The sequence below is a fragment of the Streptomyces sp. MBT65 genome, from assembly GCF_016612545.1.
Lineage (GTDB): Bacteria > Actinomycetota > Actinomycetes > Streptomycetales > Streptomycetaceae > Streptomyces.
The window spans coordinates 1-23,020 of the sequence record NZ_JAENRY010000091.1 but is presented as its reverse complement, the minus strand read 5'-3'; the positions used below and the strand labels follow the sequence as shown (position 1 = coordinate 23,020).

At 69.8% G+C, this 23,020-nt stretch carries 17 protein-coding genes and 1 pseudogene; 13 read left to right on the top strand and 5 right to left on the bottom strand.

From position 1 onward, the window contains the following. Positions 1-15: 15 nt before the first annotated feature. Both JHN63_RS54320 and JHN63_RS21695 read right to left on the bottom strand, forming a co-directional pair. A complete protein-coding gene (locus tag JHN63_RS54320) occupies positions 16-303 on the bottom strand; it encodes a family 1 glycosylhydrolase (RefSeq protein ID WP_307781946.1) in 288 nt (95 codons plus the stop codon). Positions 304-650: 347 nt separating this feature from the next. Further along, positions 651-2,873 (bottom strand): MMPL family transporter, encoded by a 2,223-nt coding sequence (locus JHN63_RS21695; protein ID WP_200682776.1) that lies wholly within the window; start codon positions 2,871-2,873, stop codon positions 651-653. Between the two features lie 216 nt (positions 2,874-3,089). Between JHN63_RS21695 and JHN63_RS21690 the strand changes: the two genes are divergently transcribed. Then, on the top strand, positions 3,090-3,800 hold the full coding sequence (locus JHN63_RS21690; protein ID WP_200682775.1) for a response regulator transcription factor: 711 nt from the start codon (positions 3,090-3,092) through the stop codon (positions 3,798-3,800). Next, positions 3,794-5,641, top strand: coding sequence for a histidine kinase dimerization/phospho-acceptor domain-containing protein (locus JHN63_RS21685; RefSeq protein ID WP_307781945.1), 1,848 nt, complete (start codon positions 3,794-3,796; stop codon positions 5,639-5,641). Before JHN63_RS21690 ends, JHN63_RS21685 begins: the two co-directional genes overlap by 7 nt. Here JHN63_RS21685 and JHN63_RS21680 read toward each other — a convergent pair. Continuing rightward, positions 5,613-6,449, bottom strand: a complete 837-nt coding sequence (locus JHN63_RS21680) for an oxidoreductase (RefSeq protein ID WP_200682774.1) — start codon at positions 6,447-6,449, stop codon at positions 5,613-5,615. The two genes, JHN63_RS21685 and JHN63_RS21680, sit on opposite strands and share 29 nt — an antisense overlap. Positions 6,450-6,583: 134 nt before the next feature. Here JHN63_RS21680 and JHN63_RS21675 point away from each other — a divergent pair, with 134 nt between their 5' ends. Next, complete coding sequence (locus JHN63_RS21675) at positions 6,584-7,261, top strand: TetR/AcrR family transcriptional regulator (protein WP_200682773.1); 678 nt, start codon at positions 6,584-6,586, stop codon at positions 7,259-7,261. An 81-nt stretch (positions 7,262-7,342) separates the two neighbouring features. Here the strand turns inward: JHN63_RS21675 and JHN63_RS21670 are convergent, their stop codons facing one another. Continuing rightward, positions 7,343-8,314 (bottom strand): aldo/keto reductase, encoded by a 972-nt coding sequence (locus JHN63_RS21670; RefSeq protein ID WP_200682772.1) that lies wholly within the window; start codon positions 8,312-8,314, stop codon positions 7,343-7,345. Positions 8,315-8,562: 248 nt separating this feature from the next. On the opposite strand from JHN63_RS21670, the gene JHN63_RS21665 reads away from it, so the two are divergent. The 9 genes and pseudogenes from JHN63_RS21665 to JHN63_RS21625 all read left to right on the top strand — a co-directional run. Beyond that, on the top strand, positions 8,563-9,324 hold the full coding sequence (locus JHN63_RS21665; protein WP_200682771.1) for a FadR/GntR family transcriptional regulator: 762 nt from the start codon (positions 8,563-8,565) through the stop codon (positions 9,322-9,324). Positions 9,325-9,529: 205 nt separating this feature from the next. Then, complete coding sequence (locus JHN63_RS21660; protein ID WP_200682805.1) at positions 9,530-12,739, top strand: discoidin domain-containing protein; 3,210 nt, start codon at positions 9,530-9,532, stop codon at positions 12,737-12,739. Positions 12,740-12,791: 52 nt separating this feature from the next. Continuing rightward, the gene (locus tag JHN63_RS21655) at positions 12,792-13,889 is read left to right on the top strand and encodes an enolase C-terminal domain-like protein (RefSeq protein WP_200682770.1); all 1,098 of its coding nucleotides are present in this window, start codon (positions 12,792-12,794) and stop codon (positions 13,887-13,889) included. Between the two features lie 32 nt (positions 13,890-13,921). Further along, the gene (locus JHN63_RS21650) at positions 13,922-15,307 is read left to right on the top strand and encodes an ABC transporter substrate-binding protein (protein WP_200682769.1); all 1,386 of its coding nucleotides are present in this window, start codon (positions 13,922-13,924) and stop codon (positions 15,305-15,307) included. Beyond that, positions 15,304-16,236, top strand: a complete 933-nt coding sequence (locus JHN63_RS21645; protein WP_200682768.1) for a carbohydrate ABC transporter permease — start codon at positions 15,304-15,306, stop codon at positions 16,234-16,236. The genes JHN63_RS21650 and JHN63_RS21645 overlap by 4 nt, the downstream gene beginning before the upstream one ends. Further along, the gene (locus JHN63_RS21640; RefSeq protein WP_200682767.1) at positions 16,233-17,147 is read left to right on the top strand and encodes a carbohydrate ABC transporter permease; all 915 of its coding nucleotides are present in this window, start codon (positions 16,233-16,235) and stop codon (positions 17,145-17,147) included. Before JHN63_RS21645 ends, JHN63_RS21640 begins: the two co-directional genes overlap by 4 nt. A gap of 29 nt (positions 17,148-17,176) precedes the next feature. After that, positions 17,177-18,871 carry a class I mannose-6-phosphate isomerase gene (locus JHN63_RS21635; protein ID WP_200682766.1) on the top strand — a complete coding sequence of 565 codons (1,695 nt, stop codon included), beginning with the start codon at positions 17,177-17,179 and terminating at the stop codon, positions 18,869-18,871. After that, the gene (locus JHN63_RS21630; RefSeq protein ID WP_200682765.1) at positions 18,868-19,755 is read left to right on the top strand and encodes an ROK family protein; all 888 of its coding nucleotides are present in this window, start codon (positions 18,868-18,870) and stop codon (positions 19,753-19,755) included. Before JHN63_RS21635 ends, JHN63_RS21630 begins: the two co-directional genes overlap by 4 nt. 755 nt (positions 19,756-20,510) lie before the next feature. Beyond that, positions 20,511-20,894 (top strand): annotated as a pseudogene (locus tag JHN63_RS21625) (carbohydrate binding domain-containing protein); the annotation flags it as partial. On the opposite strand, the gene JHN63_RS21620 reads toward JHN63_RS21625, so the two are convergent. Next, on the bottom strand, positions 20,894-21,580 hold the full coding sequence (locus tag JHN63_RS21620) for a DUF2848 domain-containing protein (RefSeq protein WP_200682764.1): 687 nt from the start codon (positions 21,578-21,580) through the stop codon (positions 20,894-20,896). The pseudogene JHN63_RS21625 and the gene JHN63_RS21620 sit on opposite strands and share 1 nt — an antisense overlap. A gap of 116 nt (positions 21,581-21,696) precedes the next feature. Between JHN63_RS21620 and JHN63_RS21615 the strand changes: the two genes are divergently transcribed. Further along, the coding region (locus JHN63_RS21615) for an MFS transporter (protein ID WP_200682763.1) at positions 21,697-23,020 on the top strand (1,324 nt) is incomplete at its 3' end.

Here is a 23,020-nt window from a genome sequence, read left to right as displayed (position 1 = left end):
CTCCGACGCTCCTGGTCAACAGCCTCCACCGGCGGCCTTGACCGCGCGCTCGATCATCCAGGACCCCTCGTCGGCGAACCACTTCGGGACGGAGAAGTGCTGGAGCGTCACGACGGGGGTGGGCCCAAGCCCGATCGCCGTGTCGATCATGCGGCGGTAGTGCGTGAGGCCCAACGGCCGTACGTCTCCTGCCTGTTGGAGGGCGACGGTCGCCGTGACGGAGACCACGCCGTCCGGCGTGGCCGGGTAGCGGTTCGCCGAGAGGTCGAGCACGAGGGACGCGAGGGCACGCCATCCGGGCACGGCAACACCCGAGGCGGTAGTCGATGGTGCGCACCGGTCCGCCGGTACCGGCGATCGCCTTCGCGACGGCGTGCGACTCCTTCCGGTCGAGGCGGCCGGGCATCCGTCCGCCGCCGTGGATCCACACCAGTGGCACGGCGCTGTCGCGGGTGTCCTCCGAGAGGTGGTCGCGGACAGGGATCGGTCCCCTCGGCCCTCGACCGTGCTGTCGCGCGTGCGTACGGCGGTGCGGTGTGCGTGGACGCCGAGCATCTGCGGCGCGAGGCGCGGGAGTCGGAGATCCCGTAGCACCGGTGACGGCGGGAACGGGGGGTCCCAGGGTCCCCCTTTCCCACCGTCATCAGGTCCTAGTGCCGTGAGGCAAGCAGGTCCTTGTCGTCCCGGCCCGCCTCCGCCGGAGGCTCCTGACGACGCGTCAACTTCTCGCCCTCGACGTCGACATGGGGCAGCACCCGGTGCAGGAAGCGCGGCAGCCACCAGGCCACATGCTGCAACACGGACATCGCGGCCGGCACCAGACACATCCGGACCACGAACGCGTCGAGCAGGACCCCGACCGCAAGGGCCAGACCCATGCCCTTGGTGATCTGCATGTCGGAGAAGACGAAGGACCCGAAGACGCTCACCATGATGACCGCGGCGGCGGTGACGACCTTCGAGCCGTGCCCGAAGCCGTCCACCATCGCCGCCACCGGGCTCTTGCCGCGGGCGTACTCCTCGCGCATCCGGGAGACGAGGAACACCTCGTAGTCCATGGCGAGTCCGAAGAGGATGCCGATGAGCAGGATCGGCAGGAAGCTGATGATCGTCGGGCTGCCCTGGGTGCCGAGTACCGAGGAGAGCCAGCCCCATTGGAGGACGGCGACCAGCACACCCAGCGAGCCGCCGAGCGACAGCAGGAAGCCCAGCGCGGCCTTCAACGGCACGGCGATCGAGCGGAACACCAAGGTCAGCAGCAGGACCGCGAGTCCCATGACCACCAGACAGTAGACCGGGAGCGCGGCCGTCAGCTTCGCGGCGACGTCGATGCTCACGGCGGTGGAGCCGGTGACGTTGATGTCGGTGTCCGTGGTTTTCTCGATGCCGTCGCGCGCGGCACGGATGTCGTGCAGCAGCTGCTCCGTGCGCTCGGACTGCGGCCCGCTCTTCGGTACGACGCCGACCATGGCCGCGTTTCCGCTGCCGCTGAGCCGGGCGGGAGCGACGGAAGCGACATCCGGCAGCTCGGCAGCCGCCCCGGCGATCTGCTGGGCGGCGGCCTCGGCCCTGTCGCCCTCGACCAACACGACCAATGTGCCGCTGTATCCGGCGCCGAACGCGTCGTCGGTCAGCTTCTGCGCGCGGACGGCCTCCGCGTTGGTGCTGGGCAGCGACAGCCCGAGCCGCAGATCCGCGGCCGGCACCGCCAGCACGCCGAGCCCGATCACCCCCAGCACCAGGACGGCCCAGCGCCGCCGGTCCATCAGCCGCGCCCAGCGCACACCGGTGCTCACCGCGCCCGACCGCTGCTTGTCCAGCGAGCGGCGCGCGGAGCGCCGTAGCGCCGGAACGCGACTGGTGGCGATGCGCGGGCCCAACAGGCCGAGCACGGCGGGCAGCAGGGTGAGCGCCAGGACCACCGCGATGACGACGGTGAGGGCCGCGCCGAGTCCCATCACAGCGAGGAAGGGGATCCGTACGACGGTCAGCGCGGCGAGTGCGATCACCACCGTCGCACCGGCGAACAGCACGGCCGAGCCCGCCGTGCCCACCGCGAGACCCGCGGACTCCTCCGGGTCCATGCCGTCCCTGACCTGTGTCTGGTGCCGGGAGACGATGAACAGCGCGTAGTCCACGCCGACGGCGAGGCCCAGCATGAGGGCGAGCACCAACGCTGTGCTGTCCATGGCGACGACGCTGGTGAGCGTGAGCAGCGCCAGGACGCCCATCGCCACCCCCACCACGGCCATGGCCAGCGGGACGACGGCGGCGCGCAGCGAGCGGAACACCACGACCAGGACGATCAGCGTGATCAGCACGCCGACCCCTTCTCCGGCACCGCCGCCGGCCTCCGGCACGGGGTCGAACGCCTGGCCGCCCAGAGCCACGGTCAGCCCCGCGGAGCGCGCCTGCCCGGCCGCCGCCTCGATCGTCTCGACCGAGGCGGCGCCGATCTTGTCGGCCTGTTCCGCGGTGAAGGTGATCCTGCCTATTCCGGTACGGCCGTCACGGGAGACGTTGCCCGCCGCGGTCGAGGGCGCGGTGACGGACTCCACGCCCGGCGTCCTCGCGATCCGGTCGGTGGCCGTACGAACGGCTTCGGCCGCCGGACCGGCCGTCACCGTCTCGCCCTTCGGCGCGCGGAAGACGATCTGCCCGCTGATGCCGTCACTGCCCGACGGGAACTCCTTGTCCAGGACATCGGAGGCCTTCTGCGCCTCGGTCCCCGGGATGCTCGTGGAGGAGGTGAACGGCTTCATCAGGGTCGCGGCCGCCGCGCCGAGGGCGCACAGCACGAGGAGCCAGCCGATGATCACCGTCCATTTGCGCCGGTAGGAGAACCTCCCGAGGCGGTACAGGAACGTGGACAAGTAGAACTCCCTGGAAGTGGACGCGCGGAGGGAAGGGCCCGGCACACGGCGAGAGACCGCGGGGCCCGAGGCCTGCGACGCTATGGGCCGATCAAGGCGCTGAGCCCGGTTCGGTCCCGCCAGGGACGCTTCTCACACGGAACTCCCATGGAAGCCGTCCTGGCCGTCGGGCACCCTTGATCACGAGATCACGGCAGGCGCGGAGGGGCTTCACCGATGGACGACGACAAGGAGCCGCGGGCGCGGGGGCGGCTGCTGGTGGTCGACGACGAACCGGCGATCGTGGACACCGTCACCCGGTTCCTGCGGTTCGTCGGGTACGAGGTCCGCACCGCCGCCACCGGCCGCGAAGCGCTCACCCTGGCCCGGGAGTTCCTGCCCGACCTGGTCCTGCTCGACATCATGCTGCCGGACAGCGACGGCTTCGAGGTCCTGCACCGGCTGCGCGCCGACGCCCTCCCGGTCGCCGTCGTCTTCCTCACCGCCCGCGACACCCGCAAGGACCTCGTCCGGGGGCTCGCGGCGGGCGGCGACGACTACATCACCAAGCCGTTCGGTCTGGACGAGGTCGCCGCCCGCGTGGGCGCCGTCCTGCGCCGCACCCGCGCGCACCGCCCGAGCGACCCCACGATCGGGATCGCCGACCTGACCCTGAACACCCTGACCCACGAGGTGCGCCGGGCCGGCGCCCTCATCGACCTGTCCCCCACCGAGTTCCGGCTGCTGCGGTACCTGATGCTGCACCAGGGCCGGGTGATCACCCGCGCCCGGCTCCTGGAGCACGTGTGGTCCTACGACTTCAACGGCGACGACACCGTGGTGGCCACGTACATCAGCTATCTGCGCCGCAAGGTCGACAGCGACGGCGAGCGGCTGATCCACACGCATCGCGGTGTCGGTTACAGCCTCAGGACGACCGAGTGCTGACCCGGCGCTGGTGGCGGAACCGGCCCCTGCGCACCCGGATCAGCATCCTGCTCATCGTGCTGTTCAACGGCGTGCTGACGGTCACGAGCATCGTCACGTTCTCGGTCCTGAGGTCCTCGCTGTACAAGGAACTCGATCACCGGCTGACCACGACGACCGCCGGTATGGCGACCGCGAGTTCCGTCGGCATCGAGATCGCGGGCAAGGACTCCACCGGCCCCGGGTGGATCAGATTCGGCGGTGACCTGTACCTCGCCTTCCTCGACGGCGACGAGCGCCCGCAGGGCCCCGGCCCGCGCTTCCCGGACCCGCCGCCCGCTCCCGGCACACCGGTGACCGTGCCGGCGGACGGCTCGGCGGGCTCCGCGCAGTACCGGCTCGCCACGGCCCGGCTCGCCGACGGCCGGACCGCCGTGGCCGCCGTCGACACCGCCGCGACGGAGGCCGCGGTGCGCCGGGCCGTCCTGGTGGTCGTCGGCGTGCAGTTGCTCGCCGATGTCGTCCTGGCCGTACTGGGCGTCCTCGTCGTACGGCGCTCCCTGCGCCCGCTGGAACACGCGGCGCGGACCGCCGACCGCATCGCCACCGGTGACTTCGCCCCGCGTCTGGTCGAGGCCCGCGTCGCCCCGAAGACCGAGGTGGGCCGGCTCTCCGGCGCCCTCAACCGGATGCTGGACCAGATCCATGCCGCCCTCGCCGCGCGCGACGCCTCGGAGGAACGGCTGCGCCAGTTCGTCGCGGACGCCTCGCACGAACTGCGCACCCCGCTCCAATCCCTGCGCGGCTACGGCGAGTTGTACCAGCGCGGAGCCCTGCCCGACACCGGGTCCGTCGACGAGGCCATGGACCGGATGCTGGCCGAGGTGCACCGGATGACACGGCTCGTGGAATCGCTGCTGATGCTGGCCCGCTTCGACGAGGACGACCCGGACGACCTCGAACCCGTGGACCTCGGCCGCGTGGTCACCGAGTCCTGCCGGGACGCGGCGGCCGTGGAGCCGGACCGCCCCTGGACGGTCACCGTGGCCCCGGACGTGACGGTACGCGGGGACGAGGCCCAACTGCGCGGAGTCGTCGCCAACTTGCTGGTCAACGTGCGGATGCACACACGGGTTGTCGTTGAAGTCGACCATCGGGGCGTGTCCGCCGGGCATGTGGACGAAGGCCAGGTCCGCCAGCGAGAAGTCGGAGGCGGGATCGCGGTGCCGTTCGATCAGTTGGCGGACGGAGAGGTACTCGCGCCGCGGCGACGCCTCGAAGCCGGCGACGACATCGCCCCGGACGGAGACGGCCTCCGCGTCGGTCGTGGGAAGCGGCTCGGAGACCGGGATGCGGCCGAGAAGCCGGTGAGCGAGGGCGAGTTCGGACTCCCGGCGCTTGAGGAGCTCCGGGTTCTTCTCGCGCAGCCTCTCGGGGCCGAATCGCTCGACTCCGGTCTGCATGGTGGTGCGGGCGGTGGCGAGACCGAGGCCGGCGCCCGCGTGGAAGTTCAGGGCGAGCCCGTTGACGTCGAGTTGGGGCAGTTCGCCGTCCGGCGTGGCCAGGACGAAGTCGTAGTCGCGCTCGAACTCCGCCATCACCGCGGCGAGTTCGACGAGGAAGAACCCGGTCGGTATCCCGGGGTGACCGGCGGGCTCGCTCAGCGGAAGCACGCGCGCCGAGGAGAGGACGATCAGGGTCTTGGACCGGGGGCCGGCGGATTCGGGCATGGTCTTACCCGCGCTTTCGGGCATGGTCTTTCCTTCACTACTGAACAGGTGCCGGATTCTTGGGAGTTGTCTTCTTACGAGGTGCCGGTGTCAGAGCGGGCGCTCACGCCGGCACGCCGGACGAGCGTTTGACGAGCGCGTCGAAGGCGCGGTCCGGCAGCAGCCTGCTGAGGAGGATGAGCGGGCGGGCTCCGAAACCGACGCGGTAGCGGGTGCGCGGACGCCGGGCGGTCGCCGCCGTGGTCACGGCCTTGCCGATGACGGTGGCGGGTGAGGTCATACGGGATCCCGGCCGTGAACTGCGCTCCAGGGACGCGGCCATCGCGTCGGCCTGCTCGGCGTACGGTCCGTGGGCGGAGGTGGTCCGCAGCTTGTCGGCGGCGATCGCGCCCCACGCGGTCCGGATGGAACCGGGTTCGATGACCACGACGTCGATTCCGAACCGCTTGAGTTCCAGGCGCAGGGCGTCACTGAGGCCTTCGACGGCGTACTTGCTGGCGTGGTACCAGGCGCCCATGGGCGTGGCGAACCGGCCGCCCATGGAGCTGATGTTCACGATGGTGCCGCTGCGCCGGGCGCGCATGTGCGGAAGAACCAGCTGGGTCAACCGCGCCAGGCCGAACACGTTCACCTCGATCTGGGCGCGGGCCTCCTCCATGGGTACGTCCTCCAGCGCGCCGTAGGAGCCGTAGCCGGCGTTGTTGACGAGCACGTCGATGCGGCCCTCGGCCGCGATGATCTCGGCGACCGCGTCGGCGGCCGAGGTCTCGCTGGTGACGTCGAGCGTGAGCGTGCGCACGCCCGATGCCGCCAGGTCGCTCATCCGGTCGGTGCGCCGGGCCGTGCCGTAGACGATGAAGCCGGCCTGCTGAAGCTGTCGGGCGGCGGCCTCGCCGATGCCTGAGGAGGCGCCGGTGACCAGGGCTACTTTCTTCGTCATTGCGGATTCCTCGCAGGTCATGGATCACATGGCGAGCCGGTCCCACCTAACAGACCGGCGGGCTCTTCGGACTCCCCCACCATAAGAGACCTTCGGTCTCTACGCAAGGGACCGGAGGTCTGTAACATGTCGGCATGAACACGTTCCAACGCGCCAGAAACGAGGAGCAGCGCGAAGTACGCCGCCGGAGCATCCTGGAGACCGCGGCGACGATGCTCAGCGAGATGCCGGTCTCGGCCATGAGCCTCAACGAACTCAGCCGCCGCGTGGGACTGGCGAAGTCCAACGTCATGCGCTATTTCGAGTCGCGCGAGGCCGTCCTCCTGGACCTCCTGGAGAGCCTGACCCGCGACTTCCTGGCGGAGGTGGTCGATCAACTTCCCGCCTGCGTCGACCGCACGGGCTCCGCGACCGCGCGAGCCCGGTCGGTGGCATCGAGTCTGGCCGCGTCGTTCGCGTCCCGCCGGATGCTGTGCGAACTGCTCAGCGCCCAGGCCGGCATCCTTGAGCACAATGTCTCCGCCGAGCTGGCCGCGAAGTACAAACGGGGGGCCCACGACGGTCTCGCCGGTCTGGCGGGCATGCTGCGGGAGATCCTCCCCGAGCTGGGCGACCGCGAGGCGGCCGAAGCGGCCAGCATGACGATCGTCCTCGTCGGAGCCCTGTGGACCCACAGCCACCCGGCGGATGCCGTCCGCACCGCCTACGCCACCGACCCGAGCCTCGTGTTCCTCCGCACGCCGTTCGCGGCGACGCTGGAGCGCGCGATCACGGTCTATCTGATCGGCCTGTTGTCCGACTCCGACCGGTGACCCTCACCATCTTGGGAAACGCGTTGAACGAGACGGTCAGTTCATAGACGTTCAGTTCAGATACGTTCAGTTCACAGACGTTCAGTTCGGTTTCGTAGCCGCCGCGTCGAGGTCCGCCCACGCCTCCCCGGTCAGGTCGACGTCGGCCCAGCGCGCAGCGGACCCGACCTCATCAGGGGTGCGGAAACCCGCGACCACACAGGCCACACCGGGATCCCGCAGCGGAAACCGCAGGGCGGCGTGCGGGAGTACGGTGCCGTGCCGGGCGGACACCTCGGCGAGGAGCCGGGCGCGACGCAGTGCCGAATCCGGTACGGGGCCGTAGTCGAAGGTGGCGTCGCTCTCGGGGTAAGTGCGGCTCAGCAGGCCGGAGTTGAACGGGGCGGCGGCCACCACCGCGACCCCGCGTCCGGCGCACGCGTCCAGCAGAGGGCGGGCGGTGCGGTCGAGCAGGGTCCACCGCCCGGCCACCATCACGGCGTCGACGTCCGCCTCCGCGACGACGCGCAGCAGCGGGGCGACCGTGTTCATCCCGACGCCGACGGCACCGATGACACCTTGGTCGCGCAGGGCCGTCAACGCCGGCAGGGCGTGGTCGAGGGCGGCGTCCAGGTGATCGTCGGGATCATGGACGTACACGATGTCCACATGGCCCAACCGCAGGCGGTCCAGGCTGCCTTCCAGGCTGCGCAGTACGCCGTCGCGTGAGTAGTCGGGGCGGCGGACCAGCGTGTCCGGTACGGCGAAGCCACCTGCCGTGAGGTCGGATCCGGTGGGTGCCGGGTGGGGTTCCAGCAGTCGGCCGACCTTGGTGGAGACGGTGAACTCCGCGCGTCGCCGGTGGGCGAGGGCAGCGCCGAGCCGCCGTTCGGACAGTCCGAGGCCGTAGTGCGGGGCGGTGTCGAAGTAGCGCACCCCCACGTCCCACGCGGCATCGAGGGTGGCCCGTGCCTGCTCGTCGTCGATCGCACTGTGGAGGTTGCCGATGGGAGCGGCACCGAATCCCAGCGTGCTGACCTGGACGCTCGTCCGACCGAGTGGGCGTGCCCTCACGACGTTCCCGCTTCCACGGCCCGCGCCGCATAGGGAAGGATCTGCTTCATCTGGCAGGCAGGACCTTAAGGATGGGATCCATTTCACGCAACACCCGGAGGGTAATGCGTAGTTCATGGCTTTTTATCAGGATCTCAACACGGCTTCCCGTCGAGATCCGTCCGATCTCTTCCCAACTCACAGCCGCAGTGCCATATTGGCCACGGAAAATGAACCTGATTCATCCGTGAAGCAAGAGGGGACTCGCCTTGGGCGACTCAACACCGGCCTACCGTCCGGGATATGAGCTGGTCGCGGAGCAACTGCTGGAGTACATCGCCCAGCAGAACCTGCGGCCCGGCGACCGCCTCCCCACCGAACAGGGCCTGGCCGAGATCCTGGGAGCGTCCCGCAACGTCACCCGCGAGGCCGTGAAGGTGCTGGCCGCCATCGGCCGGCTCCAAGTGCGGCGCGGCGCGGGCATCTTCGTCGCCGCCTCGGTCGGCGGGCTGCTGGACGACGAGCTCTCGCACTTCCGGCCGACCGGCATGGAAGACGTCCGGATGCTGCTGGACTACCGCAAGGTGATCGAGTCGGAGACGGCACGCCGTGCGGCCTCCCATGCCACCCCGATCGAGGTCCGGGCCATACGGGAGAGCGCGGAGAGTTCACTGACCGCGGCCACGATGAACGACGTCGACACCTTCGCCAAGGCGGACGCCGCGTTCCACGACGCGGTGGGCGCCGCCTCGCACAACGTGTTCCTGAGGGCGAGCGTCGCCGGTGTGCGGCGCCTGGCCGCCCAGTCCGACGTACTGCTCTTCCACGGTGATGTGCCGGGATCGCTGGAAGTCGCCGCACATCAGCATGTGGCCATAGCGGAGGCGGTCGCCGCGGGGGCGGCCGATCTCGCCGAGCAGCTGATGGTGGAGCACATCGCCACCACCCAGAGCCAGTTCGAGAACAAGATTCGCGACCGGCTGTTCAGTCCCGGGGCCCAAGCGCCCTCCCCGGAGACCCCGGCCTCGTAGCACCGGCCGACCCCGCAGGTGCCACGGCACGGCGATCGGGTCGCCCGACGCCCTCAAGTCCCGGTGGACGACCGGGACTTGCAGGTATCAACCTCCCTCAGGCGATTGGATACGTGTGTCTCATCCGTCTGCGCGCAGGGGCGCCTTCGTGCCGCTGCGCAGAAGATCCAGCTCCGCCTTCACGGCCGCCCTCTCGGTGACCGCGATGGCAGCCGCCCTGCTGAACGCCGTGCCGGCCCAGGCCGCTTCCCCGCCGCCGGACCTCAATGTCTATGTCTCCCCGACCGGCCGGGACGCGGGCTCGGGCACCGCCGCACACCCCTTCAAGACCCTCGACCACGCGCGGGACCACGTACGCGACGTCAAGCAGAAGGCCAAGGGCGACATCCATGTCCGGCTGCTGTCCGGCACCTACCAGCTCAGCCGTACGTTCGCCCTGACCGCCCGGGACTCCGGCACCAACGGACACCGGATCTTCTACGAGGCCGCCCCCGGCGCGCACCCGGTGATCAGCGGGGGCAAGCAGATAACCGGCTGGGTTCCGGCCGACAGCACGGGACAGGTCTACAAGGCCAAGGTGGGTGACATCGACACCCGCCAGCTGTATGTGGACGGCGAGTTGGAGACCCGGGCGCGCAGCGGCAAGAACCTCGCCGGCTTCAGCCAGACGTCGACCGGCTACGCCTTCACCGACTCCTCGCTCAACTCCTACAAGCGTCCCTCGGACCTGGAGGTCGTCAGCTCCTGGGGCTGGAAGCTGATGCGCTGCCCCGTGCAGTCGATCGCCGACTTCAAGATGACGATGCAGCAGCCCTGTTGGCACAACGCGCATCTCCAGCAGGGCCAGGAGATCCAGAACCCGACCTGGCTGGAGAACGCCCGCGAGCTGCTGGACACACCCGGTGAGTGGTATCTGGACAAGGGCGCGGGCGAGATCTACTACATGCCCAAGTCCGGCCAGAACCTGTCCACTTCGACCGTGACCGTGCCGCAGGTGCAGGACCTGGTGGACCTCAACGGCACCCGGACCGCCCCGGTCAACCATGTGTCCTTCCAGGGCATCACCTTCTCCTACTCCACCTGGCTCGCGCCCAGTTCGTCCGAGGGCCTCATCGAGGGCCAGGCCGGTTTCCGGATGGTCGGCAACGACCCCACCTTCGACGCGACCCGTCTGAAGTGGCAGAAGACGCCAGGTGCCGTCAACGTCAACTACGGCCACGGGATCGGCTTCGAGGGCAACACCTTCACCCATCTCGGCGCGGTCGGGCTGAACTTGAACACCGGCACGCAGGGCACCGACATCACGGGCAACGTCTTCCGCCAGATCGCCGCCACCGGCATCCAGATCGGCGGGGTCGACGTGATCGACGCCCACCCCGACGACCCCCGGGACATCACCAAGGACACCCAGGTCGCCAACAACGTGGTCACCAAGGTCGCCGACCAGTACAACGGCTCCATCGGCATCCTGGCCGGCTACACCGACCACACCACGATCACCCACAACAAGGTCTACGACCTGCCCTACACCGGCATCTCCGTCGGCTGGGGCTGGGGCCTCACCGACCAGGGCGGCGACACCAACTACCCCGGGAATCTGGGCGTTCCGATCTGGGACACCCCCACGACCAGCCGCGACACCAAGGTCACGGACAACGAGATCTACGACATCATGAAGTCGCAGGCCGACGGCGGCGCCATCTACACGCTGAGCTCCAACCCCGGCGGTGTGGTGTCCGGCAACTACATCCACGGCACCCCGCCACCCGCCTACGGCGCGATCTACCACGACGAGGGCAGCCGGTACTGGACGAACACCGGCAACGCCCTGTGCGACGTCGCCTACCAGTGGCTGTTCCTCAACCACGGCATGGACATCGACGCCACCGGCAACTACACCACCCAGCCCGCCTTCTCCACCCAGGCCAACAGCACGGGCAGCACCATCAGCGGCAACACCACCGTGGGTTCCTGCGCCCAACTGCCGGCCTCCATCGTCAACAACGCGGGTCTGCAAGCGAGTTACCGCCACCTCGACCCGGGCCCGGCCGTCACCGACCACAAGTCGCCCAGCAGGCCCGGCACTCCGAGCGCGGTCACCGACTTCCCGACGATCGCGGACCTCACCTGGGCCGCGTCCACCGACGACACCGCCGTCACCGGTTACTCCGTCCACCGCGACGGCAAGCTGGTCAGCGCCACGGGCACCAACTCGGTGCGCCTCCCGGGCCTGACCGCCGGAAAGTCGTACACCTTCACGATCACCGCCCGTGACGCCGCCGGCAACGAGTCCCAGCCCAGCCAGCCGCTCAAGGTCACCATGCCGTCCGGCTCCGACCTCGCGCTGAAGAAGCCGATCACCGCCTCGTCGTACTCCGAGGCCAACACCCCGGAAAAGGCGGTCGACGGCGACCTCTCCACCCGCTGGGCGCAGGGCCTCGGCCTGCCCGACCCGTCCTGGATCCAGGTCGATCTGGGTGCGTCGTACGACGTGAACGGCGCGATCACGACCTTCGAGAAGGCGAGCGGATACAAGTACCGCATCGAGGTCTCCCCCGACGAGGTCCACTGGAAGACCCTCGCGGACCGCACCGCCGCGAACACCACGACGGCGACCGACTACGTCCACACGGACACCCCGGTCGCGGGCCGCTTCGTCCGACTGACCGTCACCGGCTCCAACTGGAACGGCGGCAGCATCTACGACTTCCAGGTCTACGGCACCCCGAGGACCGTCACGGACCACACGGCCCCGACGGCTCCGGGACAGCCCACGGTCAAGTCGCTGCTGCCCAGCCTGGTGGACGTCAACTGGCCCGCGGCCACTGACAACACCGGCGTGACCAGTTACGTCGTCTACCAGGACGGCAAGCGGATCGGTGTCACGGACGCCACCACGCTGCGGGTCTCCGGTCTGACCGCCAATACGCAGTACTCCTTCACCGTGGTGGCACGCGACGAGGCGCTGAACACGTCCGACCCGAGCAAGGCGGCCGTCGTCACCACGCCGGCCGACAACGACCTGGCCCTGAACAAGACGGCGACCGCGTCCTCCGCGTCGGACGGCTACGCCCCGGCGAAGGCGGTCGACGGCGATCTGTCGACCCGCTGGGCGCAGGGCCTGGGACTGCCCGACCCGTCCTGGCTCCAGGTCGACCTCGGCAAGGACACCGCCGTCTCCACCGTGGTCACCACCTTCGAGTTGCCGAGCGGCTACAAGTACCGCCTGGAGTACTCCACCGACGGCCAGAACTGGTCGACGTTCGAGGACCACACCGCCACGAACACCACGGCGCGGACCAACTATGCCTTCGCCGACACCCCGGTCACCGCGCGCTATCTGCGCCTGACCGTCAACGGTTCCAGCGGCAACGGCGGAAGCATCTACGCGCTCCAGGCGTACGGCGGCTTCTGAGCCCCGCCCGCTTCCCAGCCAAAACGTTTCCCTACAGAAGACGAAAGCCAGGATGAAGATCACCCATGTCGAAGTACACCGGATCGATGTTCCGGCAGCCAGTCCGCCCTTCCACTGGCGTGACGGGCTGAGCGGCAGCGCTCCGGTGGGCGACGGCGCGGTCCTGCACATCGGGACGGACGAGGGGGCCGAGGGCGTCGCACTGTTCGCCCGCCCCGGCGCCCACGTCGTCCTGCGGGACCTGGTGGACCGGGTCTTCCGCGAGGAACTGGTCGGCGCCGACCCGTTCCAGCGGGAGTGGCTGTGGCACCGGGTGTGGGAGCTGGACCGTATCCACGAACTCCCGCTCCCCACCCTGGGGTTGATCGACATCGCCCTGTGGGACCTGGCCGGCCGCTACCACGGCGAACCGGTCTGGCGCCTGCTCGGCGGTTTCCGTGACACCATCCCCGCCTACGCCTCGACCTCGACGTTCTCCAGCATCGCGGAGTTCCTCGACGTGGCGGACCAGTGCCTGGCCCTGGGGTATCGCGGCATCAAACTGCACGCCTGGGGCGACGCCCGCCGTGACGCGGAACTGTGCCTGGCCCTGCGCGAGCACGTCGGTCCCGAGGTCCCGCTCATGTACGACGGTTCGGCCGGCTTCGACCTGCCGGACGCGATCCGGCTGGGGCGGGCGCTCTCCGAGGCCGACTACCTCTGGTACGAGGAGCCGATCCGCGAGTTCAGCATCTCGGCCTACCAACGGCTCGCCGAGACCGTCGACGTACCGCTGCTGGTGGCGGAGACCTCCGACGGCGCGCACATGAACGCGGCGGACTTCATCCGGTCCGGTGCCGCCACCTTCGGTGTCCGGGCCGGCACCACCCTCCGGGGCGGCATCACCGGCGCCATGCGCACCGCGCATCTCGCCGACGCCTACCGGCTGCGGGCCGAGGTGCACGGTTCGGACATCCCCAACCACCACCTGTGCATGGCCATCTCCAACACCACCTACTACGAGTCCCTGGTGACCTCGGTGAACGTCGTCCGAGAGCGCCACGTGGACGACCAGGGCCTGGTGCACGCCCCCACGGGGCCCGGCATCGCCCTCCCCCTCGGTTTCGGCTACGGCGGCCACCTCCTGCCGTTCGTCGAGCAACCGCGCTGAGCGGCGCAAGAACAGAAAGGCAAGGCAAGACGATGGAGTCTTCCCGATCTCCTAGAACCGGCCGGCGGCACTCGCTGCTCCGCGCGGCGGCAGTCACGCTGTCCCTGGCCACCGCGGCCGCCCTGGCCGGTTGCGCCAGCGCCGACACCACCACCCCGTCCTCCTCCGGCACGTCGGCGTTCAAGCCGGCCGCGCAGAAGGCGGGTTCGCAGATAACGGTGTGGGCCGACTCGACCCGGCTGCCGTCGGTGCAGGCCTACCAGAAGTCGCACCCCGACGTGAAGATGAAGATCGTCACGTACGACGGCGGCGCCGACGGTTCGACCTATCTCCAGTCGAAGGTGCAGCTCTTCGACCGGACCGGCAGCGGCTGGCCGGACGTGGTGTTCGGCACCCCGACCGACGTGACCTGGGCGTCGGAGGCCACCAAGCCCGGCGCGCAGCCCTTCGCCGCGCCCCTGGACGAGAAGCTCGTACCGCAAGCCACCCTCGACGGCTTCGCCAAGGGCTCCCTGACGCCCTGTCAGTTCAACGGCCACACCTACTGCATGCGCAATGACATCGCGCAGGTCCTCCTCTGGTACAACAAGTCCCTCATGGACAAGTGGGGTTACCAAGTCCCCGCGACATGGCAGGAGTACGAGGCCCTCGGCAAGAAGGTCGCCAAGGAGCACCCGGGCTATCTGGTCGGCTCGGCCGGCGACACCAACTCCCATGAGTCGTACTTCTGGTCGGGCCAGTGCCCCGCGTTCGACCTGGTGAAGCCGGACACCCTGCGCACCGACCTGGCAGACCCGAAGTGCACGCGGATGGCGACGCTGCTGGACAACCTGATCAGCGCGAAGGCCATCGCCACCCAGGGCTTCTTCAGCCAGGGCTTCGCGAAGGACAGCGGCTCCAAGGTCCTTATGGCGTACGGCCCTTCGTGGTACGGCCAGTATCTGTTCAAGGCCGGTTTCAAGACCCCGGCCAAGCAGATCGCCGCCGCGCCCCCACTGACCTGGCAGGGCGAGAGCACGGCCGCCACGGGCAACGTAGGCGGCGGTGTGTGGATGGTGTCCTCGCACAGCGCCAACCTCAAGGCGTCCTCGGATCTGGTCACTTGGCTGACCACCTCCGACGCGAACCAGGCCACCGCGCCCACCTACCCGGCGTACACGCAGGCGGCGAAGGCCTGGCTGGCGAACCCGGCCAACAAGGACTACTTCGCCAATGACGTGAGCGGGCCGTTCGAGCAGGCCGCGAACGAGGTGTGGACCGGCTGGTCGAACACCAGGTTCTCGGACTCCACCGCCTGGTCCAGCGTCGTCCTGCCGGCGCTGACCGCCGGGAAGAGCCTGACCGAGACGCTGCCCGCCTGGCAGCAGGAGATCGCCGGCGAGGCAAAGACCCAGGGCTACAAGGTGGTCGATCAGTGACCTTGCTGGAGACCGAGCGCGTCACCGTCTCCCCCGTGCGCCGCGGCACCACGCCGCGGCGCACGGGCCGCGGTCGCGCGGGCTACTTCTTCGTCGCCGGGTACGCGGTGCTGCTGCTCGCGTTCGGCGTCTTCCCCACCGGGTACGCGTTCTATCTGTCGCTCACCAACGACCGGGGCCAGTTCACCGGGGTCAACCAGTTCGTGAAGGTCGTCCAGGACTACCGCTTCGCCCCGGCCTTCACCCACATGCTGGTCTATCTGGTCATGTGGCTGGTGACCCTGGTCGTCGTGGTCGTGCTGACCGCCGTGATCCTGCGCAGCCGCGTACGGCCGGGCACCTCGGCGCTCTTCCGCTTCCTCTACTACATCCCCGGCGCCCTCGCCGGAGTGGCGAGCGTGCTGGTCTGGCTGTTCATGCTGGACCCCGATGTCAGCCCGGTGTCACGGCTGTTGACGGCCCTGGGGTTCAAGACGTTCGCCGCCGTCCTGGCACCCGGCAACCTGCCGCTGGTCCTCATGCTGATCGCCTTCTGGACCGGCGCCGGCGGCTGGATGGTCGTGATGTACGGGGCGTTGAACAACATCCCCGACGAAGTGCTGGAAGCGGCCCGCATGGACGGCGCGGGCCCGTGGCGCACCGCCTGGCACATTCAGATCCCGATGATCCGGCAGTGGATCGTCTACATGACGATCATGGCCTTCGCGACGGGCACCCAGCTGTTCGTGGAGCCCCAACTCCTCCAGACCGCAAGCCTCGGCAGAGTGAGCCCCACCTGGTCACCGAACCAACTGGCCTACGTCTACGCCTTCCAGCAGGGCGACTTCAACGGCGCCGCCGCCATCTCCGTCGTCCTCCTGGCCGTGGGCCTCCTCGCCGCCGGTCTCCTGGTCGCCCGCTCGAACCTGTTCACGTTGGACGAGAAATGACACAGACGACTCCCTTCCTGACGGCCGTGCGGCGACGCGCCCACCCGTCAAGGAGCCTTCCCTTCCTGGTGGTCGGCCTCCTCCTGGCCTTCCTCCTCGTCTTCTTCGTACTGCCGGTGATCTGGCTGCTGCTGGCCCCGTCGAAGACCGCGGGCGAAGTGGTGCGGGACAACCCGCTGTCCTTCGGTTCGTTCCATCACATAGGCGCGGCCTGGCGGCACTTGTTCGCCTTCCAGGACGGCGCCATGTCGAGGTGGCTGCTCAACTCGGCCATCTACTCGGGCGGTTCGCTGGTCCTGACGCTGCTCGTCAGTGTTCCGGCGGGCTACGCGCTGGCGCTGACGAAGTTCCGGGGCCGCAAGACGCTCCTGGTGATCACCCTGGTCACCATGATCATGCCGCAGGCCACCCTGGTGCTGCCGATCTTCCTGGAGCTCAACCGCTTCCATCTCATCGGCACCGTCTGGTCGTTGATCCTCCCCTTCTCCTTCTATCCGTTCGGCGTGTACCTGGTCTACATCTACTTCGGGAGCAGCCTCCCCAGGGACCTGCTGTCCGCCGCGCGCATCGACGGCTGCACGGAGTGGCAGCTCTTCTCCCGCATCGCGCTCCCGCTCGCCAAGCCGGTGGTCGGACTGGTCGCGTTCTTCAGCTTCGTCGGCAACTGGAACAACTTCTTCCTGCCCTACCTCGTGTTGCCGAACAGCGAGCAGTTCCCCGTCCAGGTGGGCCTGAACCAACTGCTCACCTCCACCCCGTCGTTCAACCCCGTCGCCGGTGCGGGCCTGAACATCACCATCCCCGAACTCGCCCTGGCCATCGTCATCGCCATCCTGCCCGTGCTGGTCCTGTTCCTCTTCTCGCAGCGCACGCTGGTGTCCGGGATGCTCGCCGGATCGAGCAAGGAATGACCGGCGCTCTGCCCTCCGAAGGAGATCGTGTGTACCGGCTCGATCCGCGCTACGCCCCCGCCCCCGAGGCCGTCCTCCGCACGGGATGGCAGGCAGTGGCCGCCCAACTCCCCGACGGTCCGGCGGTGTTGGCGATCGACGGCCCCCCGTCCGTCGACTGGTCCCTCCTCGCCGATCGCCTCGCACACGAACTGACCGAGCGCGGCACGCCCGTCACCCTGCTCGACATCCGCAGCCACTACGCACCACCGGCCCACATCAGAAGCCGTACCGAACGACCGGCGGACGCCGACGACCCCTACTTCCGCAAGCTCGCCGAGAACCCCCTCGACGACCTCTTCGAGACTCTCCCCGCATCCACACCACCCCCCGAAGGACTTCTCCTCGTCCACGGCCCCGGCGCCGCCCTCGTCGACCACGACCTGCTCTGGTACGCCGACGTCCCCAAGCGCTACGCGGAGGCCGCCGTCGGCGCGGGCGAGATGGGCGCCAACCTCGGACTCCCGGACGTGGAGCCCGACTTCAGACGCCTCTTCTACGTCGACTGGCCGATGCTCGACCGGCATCGCGACGCGCTCGCCCCCCAACTCGACGCCTGGCTCGACCTGCAACACCCCGACCACCCGGCGTGGCTCGACGGAGTGGGCCTGCGCGCCACCTACGCCACCCTGGCCCACAAGCCCGTCCGCACCCTCCCGTACTTCAACTCCACTCCCTGGGGCGGCCATTGGGCCCAGCGCGAGCTCGGCTTCGACCCCGACTCCCACAACACCGCGCTCGGTTACGAACTGATCGCGCCCGAGGCGGGCATCCTCATCGGCACCGGACCGGAGGCCCGGGCCGAGGTGCCGTTCCAACTCCTGTGCGTGCTGGAGCCGTTGAGCGTGCTCGGGGCAGAGGCACACGCCCGCTTCGGCACGTCGTTCCCCATCCGCTTCGACTACCTGGACACCGTCGGCGGCGGCAGCCTCTCCGTGCACTGCCACCCCAAGGAGTCGTACATGCGCGAGCGTTTCGGCTGGGACTACACCCAGCACGAGACGTACTACCTGACCCTCGGCAGCACCGACACCAAGGTGTATCTCGGCCTGCGCGAGGACGCCGACGTCGACGTCTTCCGCAAGGAGGTCGAGCGGGCGATCTCCGACGGAGTCCCCATGGACCCCGAGGACCACGTCCTGTCCTTCCCCGCCGAGCAGGGCCAGTTGTTCATGATCCCGGCGGGCACCCCCCACGCGAGCGGCGCGGGCAACCTCGTCCTGGAGATCAGCGCCACCCCCTACCTGTACAGCCTGAGGTTCTACGACTGGCTGCGCCCCGGTGCCGACGGCAACCCGCGTCCCCTCCCCTACGAACACGGCTTCGCCAACCTGGAGACCGGACGGCGCGGTGCGGCCGTCGCCCGTGACCTGGTGCAGGAACCGCGCACCCTGCGCGAGGGCACCGGCTGGCGGGAGGAGGTCATCGGCGAGCTGGCCGAGATGTTCTACGAGGTCAGGCGCTTCGTGCTGGACGCCGAAGCCGAGGCGGACGACGACACGCAGGGCCGCTTCCACATCCTGAACGTGGTCGAGGGGGACGGCGTCACCGTGCGCACGGCGGCCGGAGACCGGCACGAACTGGCCTACGCGGAGACCCTGACCGTGCCGGCCGCGGTCGGGCCGTACACCCTGCGGGCGACCGGTGGCGGCCCGGTGCGTGTCGTGAAGGCGCTGGTCCGTTGATCCCTGTCCTGGAGATCGGCGGCACCCATGTCACCGCCGCGCTCGTCGACCTGCGCGACGGTCGCGTCACCAGCCGCACGCGCGAACCGCTCGACGCGGACGGCACCGCCGAGGACATCCTCGACGTCGTACGGTGCTGCGCCGACGGGCTGTCGGCGCCGCCCGGTGCGCGGTGGGGCGTGGCGGTGCCCGGGCCGTTCGACTACGCGCGCGGGGTCGCCCTGTTCAAGGACGTGGGCAAGTTCGACGCCCTGTACGGGACGGACGTCCGGGCAGCACTGCTGCACGGACTGCGGCAGCGCCCCGGCGACCTCGTGTTCCTCAACGACGCCCACGCCTTCCTGACCGGCGAGTGGTCCGCGGGCACCGTCCGGGGGCATCGCCGTGCCGTGGGCATCACGCTCGGCACAGGTGTCGGTTCTGCGTTCCTCGCCGACGGCCGTATCCGCGACCACGGTCCCGGCATACCGCCCGAGGGACGGATGGACCTCACCGAGATCGACGGCCGCCCACTGGAGGACACCGTCTCCCGCCGCGCGATCCTCGCCCGCTACGGCGACCCCGCCGCCGACGTGCACGACATCGCCGGACGGGCCAGAGCGGGAGAGGGGCGAGCCCGGCGGGTACTGGACGAGGTCTTCACCGCGCTGGGCGTCGTACTCGGCCCGCGCATGGTGGACTTCGGCGCGACCGCCCTGGTCGTCGGCGGCTCCATGGCCCGCTCCTGGGACCTCGTCGCCCCCGCGCTGTCCACCGGTCTCGCGACCGGGGGCTGGGCCCCGGAGGACCCGTGTGCCGACGCGCGGCGCATTCGTGCGCTGAAGCCAGCCGGTCCCGCCGGGGACGCGGCGCTGGTGGGCGCGGCACACGCGGCGGCGGCGTAGGACCGCAGACGGCACAGCCGAGAACGCCAGCCCGGCGCGCGCCGACTCCCGGACGCCGTACGGCAGTCGAGGACCTCACCTCCGGGCCGGCCCACGCCGACTCCCGCACGCCATACGGCAGTCCAGAACCTCACCCTCGCACCGGCCCACACCAGCTACCGCACGACGTACGGCTCTCCCGGGCCTCACAGTGGTCGCGCACGGCGCCGACTGAACCGCCACGGCGGGCGCTGCGTATCCATCCCAGAGGGACAGCTCCGGTCTGTGCCACGGGACGTAAGGAGAGCGCCGTGCCCATACCGACCGCGTCCGACTCACCGGACGACCGCACCGCGCTGGAACCCATCCGCGTGCTGCGCCCGCGCAACACGGACGCGCTGGCCCAACTCCTCGACGACATACGCCAGGACAAGCACTACCGCGCCTCCGCGACCGACACCTCGCACACGCCGACCGACGGCGAGACGGAGCAACTCCCGCCCGCCCCGGGCCACAAGACGGAGAGGCTCCCCGCACACGACGCCAACTCCCGCCCACCGCGCGCCGAAGACCGCCCGCGCCTGGGGCCCGGACAGCGCCGGGCGGCCGTGACGATCGCGATCGCCGCGGCGGCGGTCGCCGGTCTCGGCGGCTCCCTCATGATCCCCAGCCCCACCGAAGCCACCCCGGCCGCACCCTCGGCGGGCGCGTCCGCCGCCCCGACGTCAGCCGCCCCGACGAAGGCCGCCCCGAACCCAGTTGGGACCTCCGACGCCCTGGCCAACCCCGGCTTCGAGTCGGGCACCGTCTCGCCGTGGAACTGCGCCGGCAACCCGGGCTCCATCGTCGCCTCCCCCGTCCACGCGGGCGCCAAAGCCCTTCAGGGCAAGGTGAGTTCGAGCGACACCGCGCAGTGCGACCAGACCGTAGAGGTCGAACCGAACACCACGTACTCGCTCAGCGGCTGGGTCCGCGGTTCGTACGTCTACCTGGGCGTGAGCGGCAGCACCTCCACCTGGGCGACCTCCCCCACCCACTACAGCCCCCTGACCGTCTCCTTCACCACCGGCAACTCCCAGACCAGCGCGACCATTTACGTGCACGGCTGGTACGCACAGGGCACCTACTACGCCGACGACCTCGCCCTGAAGCAGACCGGTTAGCCGATCGGCTCCGGCATCGGCCGGATGTCGTAGGCAAGGCTGATGACGTCCCCGCCCGCCGGATCGGCCAGTTCCACACGCCACCTGTCGGCGAACTGGTCGACGCCCGGGGCCATCGGGATGGTGCCGGAGATCAGGACGGTGCCGGGGGTCAGTTCGCCGCGGGCGCGCAGGACGTCGACCCAGTAGGCCGGGGTGAGGAGTTCGGCGAGGGTGCCGGTCTGGATCTCGGTCTCGGTGCCGGCGTGGTCGACCCAGGCGCGCAGGGTGAGTTCGTCGATGCGGGACTCGACGTCGGCCAGCCGCCAGGCGCGGCGGGCGAGGACGTCGGGGCCGGCGTTCTTGCTCCACGCCACCCCGTGCACCTCCAGGTCGCGGTCGGTGTGGTCGCAGGCCGCGGTCAGCAGCAGCTCCCCGTCCGCCGCGACGACCAGCGCCCACTCGGCCTCGCCGGACGTGCGGCCGTGCTGGGCCGCGACCCGCTCGGTCTGCTGGGCGAGATACGGGGACACGGGGTAGAGCGCGGGCGTCACGGACGGGCCCGGCACCCCCAGCTCGGCGAGTTCCGCGACATGTGCGGCGACATCGTCCTGACTGCGCCCGGCGTACCCGGCGTTGAGGACCTGGACGACATCGACCTCACGTGTCGTTCCGTCGGGCAGTTCGAAGGTCAGCACGGCCATGAGGGCACTCCCAGTCAGGAAACGGGCTCGTTAACTTCGGGCGCAGGGCTTGCGCATACGACCTGTATACAAGAAGTATGCCGGAAGGTCGATGTCCCCGAGCAAGGATGGGCACCATGCACGACACCCCGAAGAGCGACGCCGGGACAGCGGCGAGGCACTCCGGCGTCCGCCGCGCCTTCGTCGCGAGCCTCACCGGCACGGCCCTGGAGTGGTACGACTTCGCCGTCTACTCCGCGGCGGCCGCCCTGGTCTTCGGCGATCTGTTCTTCCCCTCCGAGGACCCGCTCACCGGCACGCTCCTGGCGTTCTCCACCTACGCGGTCGGCTACCTCTCCCGCCCCCTCGGCGGCTTCGTCTTCGGCCGCCTCGGCGATGTGATCGGCCGCAAGAAGGTGCTGATCGCCACCCTCGTCCTCATCGGCGTCGCCACGTTCCTGATCGGCCTGCTGCCCGCCTACGGCACGATCGGCGTCGCCGCACCCATCGCCCTCGTCGTGCTGCGCTTCGCCCAGGGCGTCGGCGTGGGCGGCGAGTGGGGCGGCGCCGTCCTGCTGTCCAGCGAGTTCGGCGACCCGCGCCGCCGGGGCTTCTACGCCTCCGCCGCACAGGTGGGCCCGCCCGCGGGCAACCTGCTCGCCAACGGTGTGCTCGCCGCCCTCGGCGCCCTGCTGACCGAGGCGCAGTTCGAGTCATGGGGCTGGCGGGTGGCGTTCCTGCTGTCCGGCGTCCTGGTCGGCTTCGGCCTGTGGATCCGGGCCAAGCTGGAGGAGACCCCGGTCTTCAAGGCGATGGAGGCCGAGCAGTCCAGGCCCCGAACGCCCGTCCGCGAGGTCTTCACCACCCAGCCCCGCGCCCTGACCGCCGCGATCCTGTGCCGGGTCGGCCCGGACGTGCTGTACGCGATGTTCACTGTCTTCGTGCTGACCTACGCCACCCAGGAACTCGACATGTCGCGCGGCTCCGCCCTCGCGGCCGTCCTCATCGGCTCCTCGGTCCAGATCTTCCTGATGCCCCTGGCCGGCGCACTCTCCGACCGCGTCAACAGGCGCCTGCTGTACGGCATTTCAGCGGTGGCCGCCGCCGTGTGGCCGTTCGTGTTCTTCCCGATGGCGGCCGGCGGTTCCTGGCTGCCGCTCGCCGCAGGCGTCCTGGTGGCCCTCGTCATCCACTGCTGTCTCTACGGCCCGCAGGCCGCGTTCATCGCCGAGCAGTTCTCACCCCGGCTGCGCTACACCGGCTCCTCGCTGGCCTACACCCTGGCCGGGATCATCGGCGGCGCCATCGCCCCGCTCCTGTTCACCACCCTCCTGAGCGCCTACGACAGCTGGGTACCACTGGCCCTCTACATCGCCCTCGCCTCCGCGATCTCCCTGGTCGGCGTCCTCCTCGACGGCGGCCTCGGGATCGCGGCCCAGGAGGACGCCGACCAGGGAGATC

What these genes read in the sequence shown, in the direction of transcription:
- JHN63_RS21690 (WP_200682775.1), top strand. Translation starts at nt 3,090, where the DNA reads ATGGACGACGACAAGGAGCCGCGGGCGCGGGGGCGGCTGCTGGTGGTC.
- JHN63_RS21680 (WP_200682774.1), bottom strand. Translation starts at nt 6,449, where the DNA reads ATGACGAAGAAAGTAGCCCTGGTCACCGGCGCCTCCTCAGGCATCGGC.
- JHN63_RS21675 (WP_200682773.1), top strand. Translation starts at nt 6,584, where the DNA reads ATGAACACGTTCCAACGCGCCAGAAACGAGGAGCAGCGCGAAGTACGC.
- JHN63_RS21660 (WP_200682805.1), top strand. Translation starts at nt 9,530, where the DNA reads ATGGCAGCCGCCCTGCTGAACGCCGTGCCGGCCCAGGCCGCTTCCCCG.
- JHN63_RS21655 (WP_200682770.1), top strand. Translation starts at nt 12,792, where the DNA reads ATGAAGATCACCCATGTCGAAGTACACCGGATCGATGTTCCGGCAGCC.
- JHN63_RS21650 (WP_200682769.1), top strand. Translation starts at nt 13,922, where the DNA reads ATGGAGTCTTCCCGATCTCCTAGAACCGGCCGGCGGCACTCGCTGCTC.
- JHN63_RS21640 (WP_200682767.1), top strand. Translation starts at nt 16,233, where the DNA reads ATGACACAGACGACTCCCTTCCTGACGGCCGTGCGGCGACGCGCCCAC.
- JHN63_RS21620 (WP_200682764.1), bottom strand. Translation starts at nt 21,580, where the DNA reads ATGGCCGTGCTGACCTTCGAACTGCCCGACGGAACGACACGTGAGGTC.